Raw genomic sequence first — 18,752 nt, 5'->3', positions numbered from 1 at the left:
CTTAACAAGGAATACAACGGAGGAGATCTCATGAAACTAGCCCGGGAGCAAGCGATGAGGCTTAGCAAGAATGAGCTCGTTGAGATGGTTTTTGGCTTACTGGACGGCGGTATGTTTCGGGTTAAACGCAAAACAAGTGGAAAAAAATTCAAACAAAAGGTTAAAGCGATGAAAACATGGATCAAGGCTAATCGTCATATGGAACAGAAGATGTTTCTCAAAACGCTCCGGGCCAAACTGGCAGGGCACTACCGATATTATGGAATTACGGATAATTTCGAGAGGGTACACGCCTATTATGATATAACGACTATAAATGAGCAAAAACGGATACAAAAAATCCCAAAATAGGTCAAGCCAACTTGAACTGTTCACGAACTACGTGAAATGGAATGCCGTTCTTGCCGCAATCGTAGACAAACTGAAGTCGGTCCAGTTGGACTTGCTTCCGAACCGTACGCAATCCTTCGCCAAAAGGGCAGGGTTGCCCTAACCCTGTAGTACAGTACAAATGTGTCCAAGCCAGCAACGCCCATAGGCGGGTAAATGCCGTTGCTGAACGAACCTGGTAGGTATCGAAGCCAAGATTGTTTTTGGACTGGCGGAAAAAAATCTCAATGGGCCAACGCTTGCTGTAATACATGGAAATCGTTTCCGTATCCAAGGAAACATCCGTGCACAAAAAAGCGCGTAGCGCTTTAGGCACACCAAACGCTTGCTCCGGCCAGCACAGCAGAACGGCAGCATTTTCAATATCGTTCAAGGCGCCTTCATATCGGTATGTCCAGTATGAAGTTCCGTTCACGGTCACAAGGCGAACGTCTTCTTTGCGGATATGGGCGGAAAAATCCTTTAGGGAGATACGGATCCCTTGCGGGTAGATAATCCGATTGGTTTTAAGACCACCAATAAGATGGTAGCCAGCAGAGGCGTAGCTGTCGATTACGCGAGAGCAAGTGAACCAAGAATCCACAAGCACGTAACCGCCATGAGGCGGAAGAGGCAGCGTAGCGGCTATATCGCACACATGATCTATTTTTGTATACACCGTGCCGTCGGGATTCGTTTTCGTTTTGTCGTACAAGTCAATGGAATGGATCAAAGAAGTGTCGTTACTTTGGACCACCGTCGCTTGAACTTGATGGCCCCAAACCACTTTTCCTTCCAAGTGAGAATGATGAAACCCGGTCTGCTCCATCGGAGATTGCGCCTGTGACGAAGGCTTTGTCTTCTTGGAGATCGTATCATCATGAATAACAAACAGCGGCTCTGCTGTCTGCTTGGCTATTTGAACCACGTACCGAAGTGATTCGACCTTGACTTTGTTTTGCAACACCGCTTCATCCCACTTGCCTTCGGCCAGAAAATGCCCAAGTGTCGTACGGTGGCAGCTACTATACTCGGCTAGATCCACTACCTTGCCACGAAAATCTTTCGCTGCAGCCGCCGCCATGTAGGTCTCGATATGCGCCACGACCGGCTTAGAAAAATACAGCGGTAACCGGTGTTGTAACAAGTAATTGCGAAGCGCGGCATGATCGGGTAGGATGAAAGTATGAGACATAGCAATTTCTCCTTGGTGAAAATCAGTTGTGGTGACTACTTTTTACCACAAGGAGAACGCTTTGTCTCTCTTCTTTTTTGTTTTACAGTTTACTGGAAGTGAATTTGCTCATTTATAGATAACGATTAACCTGATGCTGAAATGGCTAAATTGCAGAAGCCAGAAAAAGAGTTTCACGAAGGAGAGATTTTTCGAAGTCTTAAAGAACTTCAAGCTGCCCAAACCGCGCGTCTACGTCAATATCTACGACATGCCAAAGCTGTAAGGATGATGTGAAGAGCCGTATGCGTAAAATGCGCCCGTACGGATCTGTGAGGAGTAGGGGTACAATCCGCGACGGAAAGTCCCCGCCTACTCGACCAATAAAAGATCCATTATCTATAATGCTACATAGAAACTAAACATCGAAAAAGGAGTATCTTAGTTGTATGAAATCTACAGGAAGGAAGTTCACTCCCGAGGAAAAAGCACATCTAGTGCTAGAAGTTTTGAAAGAAGAATAGTCATTTTCCCAGCTCGCAGATGACATGGCATTCATGCCAATGTCCTCACCCGATGGAAGGACGGAAGCGATTCAGAACCACTCTCAGTTGTTTGTAGACGATCGAAAAGGCATCACGCCGAAAATGCAACAGGATTACGAACAGCAGATCAGCCCTATATTTGCCGTGAACCTTAAGTTAATCGACAAAAACAACGGTAAATACAGTCCGATTCAGCTCCTAAAAGAGAAGACATCCGTCCAATCGTTGGACGGATGTCTTCATTGCAATTATATGTGCAACCGAAATGTAAAACTGGTGAGTTCTTCAGTGACTTCCAAGTAGCCGGTTTATTTTTTAACTTGTCTACTTAAAGGGGAGCAAATCAACTTTGGTTAGACAATGCCGAAAAATATTTCCATTTTTGAATAATTCAAGAAAAGCAGCAGTCTCTACACTACTAAACGGAGAACCATTTCCATGCCTTAGCTTAAGCACTCTCCGTCATGGGCGGGTTTATTAAAATTAGAATCCAGACTCATATACAGAACCGTAATTATGATCAAAATTGTATAACATGTTGTAATGAGTAGTTTTAGCATTGCTTAGTTGTGAAGCTGCATTCTTGCTTATTTGCAGCCTGGCATTGGTTGCATATGCTGAAGAGGTAAAGCCTGCAAACGTAAGGATCGCATTCGAGTAGAGCGCTACCACCGCTACCCATCCCACGGGTCCAGTTCCAAAGCCTTGTACCAAAAGAATGAATGAAGCAAGCGCCGATGCCCAACCAACAATCTCCCAAAATACTCCTGCCTCAAGATCATCTACGATATATCTCTCATAGGTATTAATTTGTTGTTTAAACGTGGAAAGTCTTGTAGCCTTAGCAGTGTCCGTGCCAATACTACCATGCAATCTCGAATACATGCTATCTTCTCCAGCATGCCCCAAGACTTGCACAGTAAAATCCCCATTTAATATATTATGCCGATAATAATTATCCCATGCCCCACAAGATTCAACACCATTGGTGTTAGATGGACACGTACTTACCATCATTGAACTGCTAGTGGAAAAATTCGACTGATCCGCAACTGACGGAAGAGTGGTATCAACGAACGAGTCACTTGTGGTATTCGACACTGTTCTCTTTGACGTCTGCTCAGCAATTTTTTGTTTTACCTTCTCTAGCTCGTCACGGGATATTCCCTTTACTTCTCGAGATTCGGCATCAGGAAGGAGTTTGACCCGCTCTTCAATCTTTTTGGAAAGTTTTAATTGTTGATCCGTATCTAAAGTGTTCTTCTCAAATGTATCTTTGTTCTTAATAAAAGAAGCAAGTTGAGAATTATCGTTCGCAGGCGAGGATGTAGTAACATTTTGATTTTTAACGAGAGCTTTACCCGTTGAATAATTGTTTGTTGCGTGATCATTTTTGATTACCGTTTTGATATAAGATCCATCATTGCTGTAAAAATCAGAAACGGAACTTGTCTCAGCTTCGATCGTATCATCAGTACCCTCAACGATCTTCGTTGTAGCACTGACAACTTCATATCCAATTTTCTCAAAATAACCTTCAGAATTTTGTGTATCAGAATAAGTTTCAATTATGTATGATTCCACAGTTGTGATCGGCGATTTTTTCTCGATATTACTCACAGATGAGTTTTCAGCCGAAATCGGTTGAAGCACTGTTAAACTTAGTAGTGAACCTAGACTCATTGCCACGACAAGTTTCTTAATTCTGTTCTTTGACATAATTCCTCCTTAAAAACAAGAATTTTCTAATATTTACAAAAATATTTTAACCTGAATTTGGTAAGGGAATATATAGTACTAAGGTCCCTTTTTTCCATTTTAGGTACTACGAGGTTATAATGTGTAGTATCATTTAATTGTTAGGAGGAGATAAAATGAATAAGTATGTGGCATACATGGTGGCGAGCGTTGTAACGATTCTGGTCCCTCTGATTGGATTATTATATGGTTATTGGGATATGAAACAACCCAGAACTGGAGCAGTTGGCGACGGGACAGTACCTGGACCTACTACAGTTCAACTTATTTTAATGATAGGGACGATTCTAGTCGGAATATTAAATCTGATTGTTTCAATATCAACTTACTCTCGACAAAACAAAATAAAATTAACCCAAAATAAGAAAAATGATGAGGAGAATCTGAAGAGCAAATAGACTCCCTCTTTCTGATTCCTTATTTTTATCACGCTTCATGCAATAGAAAAGAGAGCGGTGACCCGCTCTCCCCCATAACGCTTGATTAGAAATTGAATGCGTACAGACCTTCGGTGACGTTGTAGACCTTCTTCGTCTTGATCTCCATCGGCTTTCATTCGACCAAGAGTTCCATTCCCTCCCAACCATTGTCTGTCTGTATAATAGGATGCTCGGCAATAGGCTAACCATTTTGCCTTCAGTTCACAAAGAGACCGCACTTCAGTTCGGAGATATGCTTTTTAAGAATGAAGGATCGCAATCGTAGCATTAAGCTTACGAGAACTCTTAGCTTCGAAAATTAGTGTACACAAACCATCGCGCAATCAACTGTTTAGCTTTATAAAAGCAATGAAAATTCAACTCATGTGACCAGACGCGTGACCAAGAACGCATCTGTAGCCATTCTTGTTCTATATAAAAATCAAAAAGCACCGGGATTTCCCGGTGCTACAAGGTTTTAATTTGGTGGAGCCTAGGGGGATCGAACCCCTGACCTCATCGCTGCCAGCGATGCGCTCTCCCAGCTGAGCTAAGGCCCCGTATAAATGAATGTCGTATGTATTCAATCCATTTTCTTTTTGAAAATGATTACTGCGACAAGAAAGATCATATCATGCTGACCAAAACCATGTCAACATTTTTTTTAAATTAACAACCGCTAAATGAAAGCCAGTGAAAAGAGGAATGCTTCACTTCGTGGAAAATGTATGTTCTTTCTACTTGAAGTGGGAGGTAATATAGGTGAATAAGGTTACCGACGACTCATTAATCAGTGAGCAGTTAAAAAATGATGTAATAGCGGCTAACTACTTTGATTATGAAGAATTGTCAATTTCGCCAGATGACCAGCAAGCTCTGATCGTTTTCGGAAATCATGATATGCCTGAAGAAGAATATGAACAGGGGAGGCGTAATCGTTCAATCCGGCTCCTAAACCTTAATGACGGTGCTTACACTGAGCTTTTGTCCTCTGATGAAGATGCCCATGCTCCAAGCTGGTCTCCTGATGGAAGTAAGATCGCTTATCTATCTTGTATTTCTGGAAAAACGGAAATTTGGGTAATGAATCAAGACGGTTCTGGGAAAAGACAAGTTTCTAGTACTCATTCCTCCGTCCAAAATCCATTTCAATTTACAAAGCTTTGCTGGTCTCCAGACGGGAAATGGATTGCTTACAGGCTTATGCCAAATGGATCCAGAAATTCCCTGATTTATAATTACAAGAAGAAGAAGCCCTCAACAGATATTATGGTTTTTAGAACTAGGAAACAGAATAATAAGGACTACGTTGATTACATTTCTTCTTTATACCGATGCGAGCTGCATATGATCGACATGATTACTGGAGAAAATAGGCGGTTGACCCATTATTCGAATGGAGAAATGGATATAATCGGATGGGGTGACGGAGGTACGATAGTAGTCAAAGAAAATGATGAACTGAAGAAAGTTTTCGTTTCTGGATCCGGGCAAAAACTTTTGTATTCGGGAGATGCAGATCTAATCAAAATGAAAGGTCAGAGCTTATATATCGCTTCCGTGTTGCATTCCTCGGTTGAGATCAATTTTCAGGATAAGGGTAAGCTGCAGCAACTTTGCAGAGTAGAAATTCCAGGATATGAAGTTAAACTCCATGATTTTAGTTTTGATGCCTCACATGTATTTCTTACAGCGCAAAGAGGATTATCTAATTATATGTTCTCAATAGAAACTTCCACAGGAGAGCTGAAGCAGTTGACAGATGAAACAAGGGTTATCTATTCCTATCATCACACTGCTGGGGTGAAGTGTTTTCACAAAGAACATTCCGTGATTTTCCCATACAGCGGTCCAAGCGAACCTATGGAAATCTGGAAGAGATCTGAAACAGGAAATATGGAGAAGTTAAGTCACTTCAGTGATGGGGTAATTACTTACCCAATCCCTGAGGTGAAGGTTATTAAATATGAGAGGGACGGCTGGATTATCGAGTCACTTCTTGTTCTTCCCGTTGCTTATGAATCAGGAAGTCATGTCCCTACACTTGTGTTTTTACACGGCGGACCTGAAGGGACAATTATTGCAGATTTTAAAGAGTTGAACTGCGCGGGAGGACAAAGTGCAGCTTTTTTCCTCGCCAATCAAGGATACGCTGTGTTCATTCCGAATTTTAGGGGGAGCAGCGGTTACGGCTTAGAATTTCAAAAGGAACTTGGAAACCTGCAGATCATGAGAAATCCTTTTAAGGATGTAATGGCAGGTGTGGATTATTTGATAGAACAAGGAATTGCTGATCCTGATGCAGTCGGACTTTATGGGTTCAGTTACGGTGGTGGACTTTCGACATGGATCGTTTCACAGACGGATCGTTTTAAGGGAGCGATTGGGATTTGCGGGATTCACGACTTCCTGCACCAGGATCGTAATTATGGAGTTCCTTTTCATGCTTTTAGGCCCAGCCGATTAGGGGAAGCTAGTCCAAAGGATATGTGGCTCAGGCCTGAAATGTATAAGTAACTATCGTCACTAGAGAATATCGGATCGATTAAAACACCTGTCTTGTTCATTGAAACAGGGGGTGAGATGCAATGGGACGGCGCACATTGGACTAGTGAAGCAAGGACTCTATTCTTGGGTCTAGAGGGTCTCGGAATTGAAACTTATTTAGTATGTTATACTAAAGCCGCTCATGGGGGCGGATGGAATCAAGAGTATCAAAGAGACTATTTAAATAGGGTTGTAGTGTGGTTCGACCATTGTCTAAAAAGAATACTGTTACCAGAATGGTTTGCATCTAATTGAAGTAGAATCTATATTGCTAATGGTAACAATAGCTCTATAAGCATGAAGAACGATAGTCGGTGAATTGGCTGTCGTTCTTCATGCTTATAGAGCTGAATAGCGCTGTGTTTAGGGCTATAACTTTGTATGAAATCGATCTTCGCAACTAAAGATATTTAAAGTTTACGTGAGCACGTTTGCCAAGCCGGCATAGTCACTATTGAATCTCCATAGTCTCCAGCATCTGAATACTTTTTTTACAGGATGTACTAACTACAGCAGCCCCTACGATTGTAAAGAGAACTAAAAAGGGAATGCTGCCATAGTCCATATAAAACGTATAAATTTGATTAAAAACTTTATAGCCCAATTCAGTGTATTTTACTAATGCGATTACCCCTCCAACAACAACCGCAACAATCGCCCCAATCAGGGACATTGCGACTTGTGCTTTTTCGGGACCATTTTTAATTTGATATTGAGTTGTAACGATTAAAATTAATAAAATAGCGAGTCCAACACCATAAACACGAACAAAAATATCCGATAAATTAAGGTTCCAATCCGTTATTTCAGCGAAGATAACAGAGATTATCGTCATAAGGATCACAGAGCATATTATGGTAAACAATAGCAATAAATATTTTTGGATGACGTATTGTTTCTTTTTAAATGGCAGGGTCATTAAATACATGAATCCATGATTTTGCTGATCTAAAGTTAACGAGTTTAAGATGAGGAAGGAGACGGTTACCGAAAATATAGCCATTCCGATCATAATGCCGTTTTGACTAAAAAAAGCCAAACTGAGTATCGCTAAAATCAAGGTTAATATGGCGGCCAACATTTGCTTCCTTAAGAACAATAAATCTTTTACCCATAACCCCTTCATTATTTTTCCTCCTTTATGAGTAGTTCCAACACGTCATCAACAGAAGCTTTTTCTACTGCAAGTTTTGGATTATTCTCTTGGTAGTACCTTCTTTCATTCGTTAAACAAGCATAGCCGTATTTTCTTTTTTTAGTTGCCAGAATAAATTCTTTATCCAACGAGGGATACTCTTCTGCGGGTACCTTTAAAATACCGTAATTATTCAGAAGATGATCGGTTTCTTCCTGTAAAATAATTTTTCCATCATCAATTAAAATAATGAAATCACATATTTGCTCTAAATCACTGGAGATATGAGAGCTTATTAATACACTTCGATTGTGTTTCTGGCCAAGGTAAGCTTGCAGCATAGCTAGAAGCTCTTTTCTTACAATCACGTCTAATCCCGATGTTGGTTGATCTAACAGCAGAAAGTCGGCTTCATGCGACAGAGCCAACAATAATTTTAATTTAGCTTGTATGCCGGTTGAAAAGTGTTTCACTTTTTTATCGACGGGTAATTTTTGCTGCTCACATTTTTGCTCGAATTCAGAAATATTGAATGTAGCTGAATACGTTGCGGACAGAGTTTTTTTAACATCAGTAATTGTAAATCCCTCTGAGATAAAGCTATTCGGAAAGGTAACACCGATACGTCCCTTGTCGTTTGCGGAAAGCTGAGAAACAGGTTTTCCAAACAAATGGACTTCGCCTGAATCAGGACGGAGCAATCCTAAGATCGAACGAAAAATAGTCGTTTTTCCCACACCATTTCGACCAACTAATCCAATAACCTGGTCGTTATCAATATGAAAGGAACAATCCAACTCAAAGTTGCCATACCTCTTTTTTAAGTTTTTTATTTCTAACATTAAGATTCCTCCAGTAATAGTTTAAATAGCCCCAGTAAATCATCGTTGGAAATCCCGTAGTGTCTGGCCTTTTTTACAATGGACTCGATACCAGTTTGAATTTCCTTTTGCTGATGTTCTTTTTCTATTTCCGGATTTAATTTGGCTACAAAGCTGCCTTTTCCATGAACCGTCACGATTAATCCGGATGTTTCAAGAACGTCATAGGCCTTTTTGACAGTTAATGCGCTAACATTGAGTTCTTTGGCTAAACTTCTTACAGAAGGTAAGGGGTCGTTTTCAATTAACTTGTTTTTAATGATTTGTCCTCTAAACTGATCAATAATTTGTTCATAAATTGGAACCATAGATGAATGCTGAATGATTATGTTCACTTCAAATCGCTCCTCCTATCTAATAAACAGTATACAACAGTATATAACAGTGTCAACTGCTTTGCAGTATCAATTCAAATTCCTTGCCGAGCGTTTGTAGCTGTGTAAAAGACTATTCATGGGAGGGAGCACGGCATGTAGCATTCTCACGTTCCAAAAAATGAAGGACCAGCAGTAAGAATGACCTTGGGGGCTTAGCTCAGCTGGGAGAGCGCATCGCTGGCAGCGATGAGGTCAGGGGTTCGATCCCCCTAGGCTCCACCATAATAAACAAATCAACCACGTCCATTGGACGTGGTTTTCTGTTTAGTTAATGGTTAGGCTACAAATCAATTATGGTAGCGTATAATTTCCATCTCAAAAAGTGAATAATTATATTTACATCGTGAATATATTTAGGTAAACTAACTAAAAGTATATCTAACTAATTAGGTTGGCTAACTAGTTTGAAGGATGAATCCATGTAGAATGGAGGGGGAACATGAAACAGGAGCATAGTCAAGGTAAACGGCTGATTGAGGTCATGTCAAAAATAAGACGTGTATCATCAAAACATCAACTAGCAGACATTGTTAAACAGCGCGAATTCCATGTATTGGGGATCATTAGTAGCAGAATGCATTGCGAACATTCCCTCGAACAGGAGCAGCCTGCTACGCCAGGCATTAAAGTGTCCGAACTCAGTGAGCTCTTGCAGATTACGATGCCGTCAGTTTCACAGATGATCAATGGAATGGAAGAGAAAGGTTATGTTAAGCGAGTTACAACCAAAAATGACCGAAGAGTTGTATATATTATGCTCGATGTAGAGGGAGAAGCAGCTTTAAAGAGAGCCAAAAAAGCGTTCTTAACCTTTACAGATGAAATTGTATCAAGACTTGGGAATGAGGAAACAGAACAGCTCATTACCCTATGTGATCAGCTGTACGAGATCATTGATGACATCAAAAAACGCCAGTCCTAGAGAGGAAAGGAACATGTTATGGTAAAACTCGCTAAATATTTAAAACCCTTTACAGTGATGATCATTGGAGCTATAGCCTTATTGTTTGGGCAAGCGATGTCTGATTTAAATCTTCCTAAATATATGTCTAACATCGTTAATACAGGCATTCAGCAGAGCGGTATTGAAAGTGCTGTACCAGAAGCAATCAGTGAGGATGGCTTTGCGCTGATGACCTCCTTAATGAAGGAGCAGGACAAAGCGATCGTTGAGCGGCATTACTCACTTGTCAACGCAGGGGAAGAGAATTTCATCGATAAGTATCCCCTTCTGGAAAGTAACAATGTTTATATTTTGAAGGACATGGATAGCCATGCTATTGAGGAATTAAATCCAATCTTCGGCAGGGCTGCTTCAACCTTCATCCAAGTCTCGAAGCAGTTAGCTTCAACATCAAGTGACGAGGCTGCTCCTTCCAAAGAGATGGATATGTCCAATATTGATCTCAATGAGTTATATGCACTAATTCCAGTATTCCAAGAGCTTCCTGCCGATAAGCTGGATGAAGCAATCGCAGCTGCTAATGGGATGGATTCTGCTATACAGATTCAGACGGGAACAGCTTTTGTTAAGCTGTTGTACGGCGAGCTTGGAATGGATGTAGGCAAGATTCAGAGCACGTTTATTATCAAGACTGGATTAATTATGCTTCTGATTGCTTTAGGCGGAGCCGCTGCTGCGGTTGGTGTCGGTTATCTATCTGCACGAGTTGGATCTGGTGTTGCCAAAAAACTTCGTCGTGATGTGTTCAGTAAAATTGAAAGTTTCTCAAACGATGAGTTTGATAAGTTCTCAACTTCATCATTAATTACACGAACAACAAACGATATTACACAGATTCAGACCCTTATTATTATGGGTATCCGCATCTTGTTCTACGCTCCAATCTTAGGAGTGGGCGGCGTCATCATGGTTATGAGAGAAAATAACTCCATGACTTGGATAATTGGTCTGGCAGTTGCCCTGCTGATTGCGTTAATTGGAGTTGTATTCTATTTGGCGATGCCGAAGTTCAAGATCATCCAGAAGCTTATTGATAAATTAAATCTCGTTTCGAGAGAAAGCCTAAGTGGTCTTACAGTTGTTCGTGCATTCAGCACACAACAATTTGAGAAGAAACGTTTTGATAATGCAAACCAGGATTTGACGAAAACGAATTTATTCGTAAGCCGTGTTATGGTATTTATGTTTCCTGCGATGATGCTCATTATGAACCTCATTACTCTCCTTATTGTATGGGTGGGTGCCAAGCAGATTGCTGAATCGGCTATGCAGGTCGGTGATATGATGGCCTTCATGCAATATGCTATGCAGATTATTATGTCCTTCCTAATGATTTCAATGATGTTCATCATGGTGCCGCGTGCTGCGGTATCTGCTCAGCGTATCGCCGAAGTGCTTTTAACGAAGCTAACTATTGAAGATCCTGCTCAGGTGAAGCCATTTAATTCCGACAAGAGGGGTATAGTCGAATTCCGTAATGTTAGCTTTCATTACCAGGATGCACCGGAAGATGTGCTGACTAATATTTCGTTTACAGCCAAACCTGGTGAAACAACAGCATTTATAGGATCAACAGGTTCAGGGAAATCTACGCTCATTAACTTGATACCACGCTTCTATGATGTTAGTTCGGGTGAGATTATAGTCAACGGAGTTAATGTAAAAGATGTAACACAGTATGATCTTCATGAACAAATCGGTTTTGTGCCTCAGAAGGGTAAACTGATGTCAGGGTCGATTGCAAGCAATCTGCGTTATGGGAAAAAAGAAGCTTCTGATGAGGAAATACATTTAGCTGCCGATATCGCTCAAGCGACAGACTTTATTCTTAAGGATGAGGCCGGCTTTGAGAAAAATATATCAGAAGGCGGCGCCAATGTATCCGGTGGTCAGAAACAGCGTCTATCGATTGCACGCGCTCTTGTGAAGAAGTCACCTATCTATATTTTTGATGACAGTTTCTCCGCGCTGGACTATAAGACCGATATCGCTCTTAGACACGCGTTGAAGAAATATACAGGAGACAGCACCGTTCTTATCGTTGCACAGCGGGTAAATACGATTCGCCATGCAGAGCAAATCATTGTAATGGATGAAGGTAAGATTGTCGGAATCGGTACGCATGAAGAACTGCTTCAGAACAGCCCGACATATTTAGAAATTGCTTTGTCTCAGCTTTCGAAGGAGGAATTGCAATGAGCGATAAAGCCTCCAAGTTTAAAAAACCGAAGAATAAAGGGCCGATGGGCGGAGGACCTGGTGGACCAGGGATGATGATGCCAGGCGAGAAGGCGAAGGATTTTAAAGGGACTTTTAGAAAGCTAATTTCTTACTTGGGCCCATATAAGATTGCAGTAGCCTTTGTCATCCTGTTTGCTATTGGATCTACCATATTTAATATATTGGGTCCCAAAATACTCGGTGAAGCGACAACCAAAGTATTCGAAGGTGTCATGAATGTAATCTCGGGTACTGGTGATGGCATTGACTTTGGTTTTGTAGGCCAAATAATGATCATTCTAGTTTCACTCTATATCATTAGTGCATTGTTTGCTTATATTCAAGGTTATATCATGTCTAATGTTGCGATGAAGGTTACTTATAATTTGAGACGTGATATCTCTGAGAAAATTCATAAGCTGCCTTTGAAATATTTTGATAAAAAAAATTATGGTGAAGTGCTGTCTCATATAACGAATGACGTCGATGCGATCAGCAACAGCTTGAACCAAAGTATGACCCAGATTATTACCTCGGTAACGAGTATTATTGGGATCTTGATTATGATGCTCACGATTAGCTGGCAGATGACGTTAGTGGCGCTCTGCGTTTTGCCACTGTCTTTTATCTTAATTATGCTAGTTGTAAAAAAATCGCAGAAGCACTTCGTTGCACAACAAGAGTCTCTCGGACATGTTAATGGACATATCGAAGAGATGTATGGCAGCCATATGGTGATGAAGGCATTTAATGGTGAGGAACAGTCTCTTCAAAAGTTTGATGAGCATAATGAGGAGCTATACAAATCCGCATGGAAATCACAATTTCTGTCCGGGATGATGATGCCTATAATGAGCTTTATCGGTAATCTTGGGTATGTAGCGATTTGTATTCTCGGCGGATACTTGGCTGTAAATGGCCGAATTTCTGTCGGCGATATCCAAGCTTTTATCCAATATATGCGTCAGTTCACACAGCCAATTGCACAGGTTGCGAATATTTCGAACGTTTTGCAGCAGACAGCTGCAGCCGCTGAGCGCGTATTTGAATTTTTGGCTGAAGAAGAAGAGCCTGCAGATACGACAACACCAGCAAGTGCTTCTCATGTAAAAGGCTCTGTTACGTTTGAAAATGTACACTTTGGATATAATCCAGAGAAATCAGTTATTAACAACTTTACTGCGAGTGTAAAGCCAGGACAAAAAGTCGCTATCGTTGGACCAACAGGTGCTGGTAAGACAACGATCATTAAGTTGTTAATGCGTTTCTATGATATTCAAGATGGTGCAATCATGATCGATGGGACCGACATTCGTGACTTCGCTCGCAACGACTTGCGATCGCTGTTCGGTATGGTGCTGCAGGATACTTGGTTGTATAACAATACGGTTAAGGAAAATATTCGCTATGGCAAGCTCGATGCAACTGATGAAGAGATTTACGCAGCAGCTAAGGCTGCTCAAGTGGATCATTTCATTCGTACACTGCCAGACGGCTATGATATGGTCCTTAACGAGGAAGCAAGCAATATGTCACAAGGCCAGAAGCAGTTGCTTACAATCGCGCGTGCGATCTTATCGAATCCACAAATGCTTATTTTGGACGAAGCGACAAGCTCGGTTGATACGCGCACTGAGATTCTCATTCAGAAAGCGATGGCGAACCTAATGAAAGGACGTACCAGCTTCGTAATTGCTCACCGTCTGTCGACAATTCGCGATGCCGATCTCATTTTTGTTATGAAGGATGGTGATATTATCGAGCAAGGCACACATGATGAGCTGTTAGCTCAAGACGGCTTCTACGAAAGCTTGTACAACAGCCAGTTCTCTGAGGGCGAGGAAGAAGTAGGTTAATACGTGTTTGGTGGAGGTAAGACATCTACGCATTTAATGGGATTGATACTCGTTGATGTAGGTGAATTACACATTAATATAGTCATATATACATTAAAAAGGAGCAACCTGCGAAAGCTAGGGCTGCACATTGATGACAATCATGTAGATAAGTAGGGAGGGGCTTGCAGGCGATTACAGTCGTGCTTGCCCCTTTTTCGCTGACCTACAATCTGATTTATTGGGTGTATAGCTCAGCTGGGAGAGCGCATCGCTGGCAGCGATGAGGTCAGGGGTTCGATCCACCTAGGCTCCACCAAATTAAAACCTTACTGCACCGGGATTTCCCGGTGCTTTTTGATTTTTATATAGAACAAAAATGGCTATAAAAGTGTTCCTGGTCACCCACAATGATAAGACGAATCTGATCTCAGTCGAATCCTTAATTGGGAAAAAATGTCGTTTAACATTGTTTTCCAACGATCTTCTTAGTTCCGCTTAAATCCCAACTGAAGCCTCTTCAACTTTAAGAATAACAGAAGCCTTAAACAAATCCCCATCGGTCTCCAGAATCAAGCGGCCTTCATGAAGGTCAACGATAGTTTTGGCAATCGCTAGTCCGAGGCCTGATCCCTCGGTGTGACGAGACGTATCCCCGCGTTTGAAGCGCTCGAAGAGCTCCTCGGCATTATCGTTGATTTCATAATTGGATACATTCTTGAATGTAATCGTCACTTTTTGTTCCGACAGCTGCATGGAGATATAGGCGCGAGTATGATTAAGAGAATATTTCAACATGTTACCGATCAGATTATCGAAAACTCGCCATAACTTTTGTCCATCTGCAGGAGAATATATCGGGTATTCCGGCAATGAAATACGAAATTGAACGTCTGAATTGTCCATAGCTTCCTTGTGTTCTCCTACAGCTTGTTGCATAAGCTGGACGAGATCGGTTTTCTGCAAAAGTAAATTCGCATTGCCGCTGGTCATGGTCGACACTTCGAACAAATCATCAATCATCGTTTTTAAGCGTTTCGATTTTTGGTCGATAATCTCGACATATGCTGCGCGTTCTTCCATTGTTACTTCCTCTGACTTCAGCAGCTCTGTGTAAGTAATTATGGAGGTGAGGGGAGTTCGCAGATCATGACTGACATTCGTAATCAGTTCTGTCTTCAGCCTCTCGCTCTTGGCTTGTTCGTTCTGAAGCATGCTGACGCCTTGCCTTAATGCGTTAATATTGATCGCTAGAGAAGTAATTACGCCACTTCCTGACTGGGGAAGCGCGTCGGGCATTCGACCGGCGGCCAGTTCATCCGCAGCCTTGGCGATCCGGTTCAAGTACCCCAGTTGTCGGAACAATAGAAAGAATGCGGCAATCCCAATTGCCGTAGTCAGTGCAAGTAGTGCATATAAGGTATCATTGTTCGTAAACGCCGCCCATCCTCCAATAAAGCCCGATCCGATAAAAATAATAGTAAAAAGGGACAGCCGAATTCCAGTGCTTTTATAAATGAATGAGTCTTTAAATTGATTCATGGTTTGTACAAAGCTCGCTTTCACACGCGAACCGCTTCGATGTAATAAGGAATGAGACCATTCTTTTCCTACCTCATTCCAACTCCGAAGTCCGTTAACAAGGAGCTTCCCTTGAAGAAGGGTCAACGCCATGCTGATTGCCGCAATTGTCAGTGAAACAAGCAGTTTTCCGCCGTAAATCAAAGGTATATCGTATACGGAAGGGTAATAACTCGCGAAGTTGCTCAGCAAGCTGACCGTCAGTGCTGCCGTTCCGCTAATAAATAACATCTTTACATCTAAAGGAAGCTTGCGATAGCCAATCGCCCACCAGCTTGCCTCATCTCGTGTAGACATAATGCTTTTGAAGCGAGTTAAGCTTACGACAAGTAGAACACTGCTTGTGAGGACATAAGCGAACAGGATTAGCTGCTCCCACCTGTATCTCTTTGCAGCTTCCTGCAGTGGACTGTCCTTTGACACCGCGATCCAGCCCTGATAAGGGCTGAACGAAGCGGCTAGTAGTTCGTGCCCTTCAATCGAGCTATGCAGTGAATTAGTGGTGTCTATAGTATAGTCGGTAGCATAAACATAACCTCTGTCGGAAAGTTTGTTGCGAGCTGGCCGCTCTCCCTCAACATTCATGTTTGAATGGACTTTGCCCTTCGAAGTATTTCGTATGTAGTAATCGAACTCATCCAGCAAACGATTGTACTCAGGACGGTATTGCTCCCTTAATCTATAGTAGCGGTCTATTTTATGCTCCTTCTCCTTACGGATCTGAGCGATGGCGCTCTCATCATCCTGGAATAGCTTCATAAGATCTTCTACCTTGCTATCTCTCTGAGCTGCGTAAAAGTTGGCTACAGTGTTGTTGTTACCGGCACGCGCATCCTGAATGAGCGTCTCGTATTCGTCGTGGATAGAGTTAACCTGGTTCGTAAGAGAGCCAAATTGGTTGCGATAATTAACAATCTCATCCTTCTCCACCGTAATGGACGTTTTCGCTTCTTGCTGTGAGAGTGAGTTCAACTCAAACAGACTCAAATGGGAGGAAAATTGATTCAGCTCCTGACGGAATTCCTGTGTACTGAAGTAATCACGTTGAAGGTAATAGCTTCCTTGATTCAATAACGTTAGCGGCCCACTCAGACCAATGACCAACAAGAGCGCAAACAAAATAAAACGAGTTTTACTTCTCCATTTTGTATCCAATTCCCCACACCACTTTCAAATATCTTGGGTTTTTCGGGTTAATCTCAATTTTTTCACGGATTTTGCGGATGTGGACAGCAACCGTGTTTTCGGCGTTGTAACCCGGTTCCTTCCAAACACGTTCATAAATTTCCTGAATCGAGAAGACTCGTCCCGCGTGCGACATTAGCAGCTCCACAATTTTATACTCGATAGGCGTCAGCCTGACAGCTTCGCCACTGACGGATACTTCCTTAGCTTCCTGGTCTAGCATAAGATCTTGCAGATTAATAGTCTTTTTTGCACCTTCAAAAGAGCCCAGATTAACATATCTCCTTAAAAGGGACTTCACCCGGGCAACAAGCTCCATGGGATTAAATGGCTTGGTCACATAATCGTCTGCTCCTACATGTAATCCCAGTATTTTGTCACTGTCCTCGCTTTTGGCGCTTAAAATGAGAATGGGAAGATTGCGACGCTCTCGGATTTTAAAAGTTGCCGTTATCCCATCAAGTCTCGGCATCATAATATCGAGTATGATGAGATGTACCTCGCTTGACTCTAGCATCTCCATCGCTTCCAATCCGTCTTTGGCCTTCAAGACGGAAATACCTTCGTGCTTCAAGTAAATCTCAATGCCGTCTCGTATTTCCTTATCGTCGTCGACGATAAGCACCACACGCTGCTCCATCTATTGCTCTTTCCCCCTTGAATACTGGCTGATCTCATTATAATTGGAAAATCTTAATATCCAATTATTGAATTTATGAATAATTCTTCATAACTTAACGTGATGTTGACGGGGTATGGTCGACTTCATAGAATCAAATGTAAAGAGCTGGAGAAGCGGGAAGCGGGAGGTGAATCATGGAAAACAGTGAAAAGAGCTTTGTAATCAGTATGGAGCACTTTAAGCCTCACACCTTTCAGGCGGAGCAGGGCGAAGGCCTGTTTATGTCTCATTCCCATGAATATGATGAGTTGACTCTTATTTTGGATGGGGAAGGCTATTACAGCTCTTCTGACCAGAATATCAAAGTAGCTGCCGGCGATATTATTCTAATCCCTCCACGGCTGCATCATGGCTTCGTTTGTACGAAACCTTGGCAAGGGATTTCCGTTCATTTCTTTCACGATAAGCTTCCGGCGCATTGCCAGTACCTCTTTCATGAAACAGAGCGCGAGCCGCATCGGATTCGCAGCGCCCATCTCCAAGATGACGATATGCGCTGGGCGGAAATCAGTTTTTTTCAATTGGAGAAAGAATGGAAGTCAGAGAGGCGAGACATCGACTCCTATAACTTGATGCGGATTGCCTTTGAGACAACACTGCTGGTATTCCAGCGTAATAAGGGAACGCCGATGCGGCTAACAAATGCTGATCAGTTGGTCATAGAAGAGATATTAAAAGAAATTCATAGCAGCTACCATACTCAAATCACGGTTAACGAACTCGCAGCGCGTCATTTTCTTTCCGAAAGCAATCTTCGCAAGAAATTCTCGGAATCATACGGTGTATCGCCAAAGCAGTACATTATCAACCTTCGCTTGATGGAGGCAAAACGGCTCTTACAACAAACAAATAAGGTTATAGAATGGATCTCCGCCGAAGTGGGGTTCACTTCTTCCAGCCGGTTTTATGAGTTTTTTATCAAATTGACAGGTGTTACACCACTCGAATGGCGTAAGCAGAATCAATGAATGGAATTGTTTATGGAGCCCCTCGATCAGAGCGGCTCTCTTTTTCGACCGTCGAAAACGATTCAGTACTGCTTTTTTTTGCATGGTCGATAAAGCGTTTTCATAATTGTTT

At 42.0% G+C, this 18,752-nt stretch carries 13 protein-coding genes and 2 tRNA genes; 7 read left to right on the top strand and 8 right to left on the bottom strand.

The annotated features are described in order from the left end of the window. Positions 1 to 352: 352 nt before the first annotated feature. The gene (locus tag CGZ75_RS10450; protein WP_089524103.1) at positions 353 to 1,564 is read right to left on the bottom strand and encodes an IS701 family transposase; all 1,212 of its coding nucleotides are present in this window, start codon (positions 1,562 to 1,564) and stop codon (positions 353 to 355) included. Positions 1,565 to 2,571: 1,007 nt separating this feature from the next. Beyond that, positions 2,572 to 3,807: a hypothetical protein gene (locus tag CGZ75_RS10440; protein WP_089524101.1), complete on the bottom strand. Its 1,236-nt coding sequence runs from the start codon at positions 3,805 to 3,807 to the stop codon at positions 2,572 to 2,574. Positions 3,808 to 3,962: 155 nt separating this feature from the next. Here CGZ75_RS10440 and CGZ75_RS10435 point away from each other — a divergent pair, with 155 nt between their 5' ends. Beyond that, entirely contained in the window at positions 3,963 to 4,244 is a 282-nt protein-coding gene (locus CGZ75_RS10435; RefSeq protein WP_176444759.1) for a hypothetical protein, read from the top strand. Positions 4,245 to 4,749: 505 nt separating this feature from the next. Here the strand turns inward: CGZ75_RS10435 and CGZ75_RS10430 are convergent. Beyond that, positions 4,750 to 4,825: transfer RNA gene (locus CGZ75_RS10430), tRNA-Ala, on the bottom strand. 202 nt (positions 4,826 to 5,027) lie between these two features. Here CGZ75_RS10430 and CGZ75_RS10425 point away from each other — a divergent pair. Beyond that, positions 5,028 to 6,782, top strand: a complete 1,755-nt coding sequence (locus CGZ75_RS10425) for a S9 family peptidase (RefSeq protein WP_089524100.1) — start codon at positions 5,028 to 5,030, stop codon at positions 6,780 to 6,782. 481 nt (positions 6,783 to 7,263) lie between these two features. Here the strand turns inward: CGZ75_RS10425 and CGZ75_RS10420 are convergent, their stop codons facing one another. Genes CGZ75_RS10420 through CGZ75_RS10410 form a run of 3 tightly spaced genes read right to left on the bottom strand, consistent with a single transcriptional unit; the run spans position 7,264 to position 9,163 of the window. Next, on the bottom strand, positions 7,264 to 7,938 hold the full coding sequence (locus CGZ75_RS10420; protein WP_089524099.1) for an ABC-2 transporter permease: 675 nt from the start codon (positions 7,936 to 7,938) through the stop codon (positions 7,264 to 7,266). Continuing rightward, positions 7,938 to 8,789 carry an ATP-binding cassette domain-containing protein gene (locus CGZ75_RS10415; RefSeq protein ID WP_089524098.1) on the bottom strand — a complete coding sequence of 284 codons (852 nt, stop codon included), beginning with the start codon at positions 8,787 to 8,789 and terminating at the stop codon, positions 7,938 to 7,940. The genes CGZ75_RS10420 and CGZ75_RS10415 overlap by 1 nt, the downstream gene beginning before the upstream one ends. Next, positions 8,789 to 9,163 carry a GntR family transcriptional regulator gene (locus CGZ75_RS10410; protein WP_089524097.1) on the bottom strand — a complete coding sequence of 125 codons (375 nt, stop codon included), beginning with the start codon at positions 9,161 to 9,163 and terminating at the stop codon, positions 8,789 to 8,791. The genes CGZ75_RS10415 and CGZ75_RS10410 overlap by 1 nt, the downstream gene beginning before the upstream one ends. Positions 9,164 to 9,352: 189 nt before the next feature. Between CGZ75_RS10410 and CGZ75_RS10405 the strand changes: the two genes are divergently transcribed. From CGZ75_RS10405 to CGZ75_RS10390, 4 genes are all read left to right on the top strand, one after another. After that, positions 9,353 to 9,427: transfer RNA gene (locus CGZ75_RS10405), tRNA-Ala, on the top strand. Positions 9,428 to 9,644: 217 nt separating this feature from the next. Further along, a complete protein-coding gene (locus CGZ75_RS10400; protein WP_089524096.1) occupies positions 9,645 to 10,127 on the top strand; it encodes a MarR family winged helix-turn-helix transcriptional regulator in 483 nt (160 codons plus the stop codon). 18 nt (positions 10,128 to 10,145) lie between these two features. Next, the gene (locus CGZ75_RS10395; RefSeq protein ID WP_089524095.1) at positions 10,146 to 12,368 is read left to right on the top strand and encodes an ABC transporter ATP-binding protein; all 2,223 of its coding nucleotides are present in this window, start codon (positions 10,146 to 10,148) and stop codon (positions 12,366 to 12,368) included. Continuing rightward, entirely contained in the window at positions 12,365 to 14,245 is a 1,881-nt protein-coding gene (locus CGZ75_RS10390; protein WP_089524094.1) for an ABC transporter ATP-binding protein, read from the top strand. The genes CGZ75_RS10395 and CGZ75_RS10390 overlap by 4 nt, the downstream gene beginning before the upstream one ends. A 477-nt stretch (positions 14,246 to 14,722) precedes the next feature. Here CGZ75_RS10390 and CGZ75_RS10380 read toward each other — a convergent pair whose 3' ends face one another. Continuing rightward, the gene (locus tag CGZ75_RS10380) at positions 14,723 to 16,960 is read right to left on the bottom strand and encodes a sensor histidine kinase (RefSeq protein ID WP_141136713.1); all 2,238 of its coding nucleotides are present in this window, start codon (positions 16,958 to 16,960) and stop codon (positions 14,723 to 14,725) included. Continuing rightward, positions 16,938 to 17,630 carry a response regulator transcription factor gene (locus CGZ75_RS10375; RefSeq protein ID WP_089524092.1) on the bottom strand — a complete coding sequence of 231 codons (693 nt, stop codon included), beginning with the start codon at positions 17,628 to 17,630 and terminating at the stop codon, positions 16,938 to 16,940. Before CGZ75_RS10375 ends, CGZ75_RS10380 begins: the two co-directional genes overlap by 23 nt. A gap of 176 nt (positions 17,631 to 17,806) precedes the next feature. Between CGZ75_RS10375 and CGZ75_RS10370 the strand changes: the two genes are divergently transcribed. Beyond that, on the top strand, positions 17,807 to 18,640 hold the full coding sequence (locus CGZ75_RS10370) for a helix-turn-helix domain-containing protein (protein ID WP_089524091.1): 834 nt from the start codon (positions 17,807 to 17,809) through the stop codon (positions 18,638 to 18,640). Positions 18,641 to 18,752: the final 112 nt, after the last annotated feature.

Source organism: Paenibacillus herberti, assembly GCF_002233675.1.
In the GTDB taxonomy this organism is placed as follows: Bacteria; Bacillota; Bacilli; order Paenibacillales; family Paenibacillaceae; genus Paenibacillus_O; species Paenibacillus_O herberti.
This window is presented reverse-complemented; position numbering and strand designations above follow the sequence as displayed.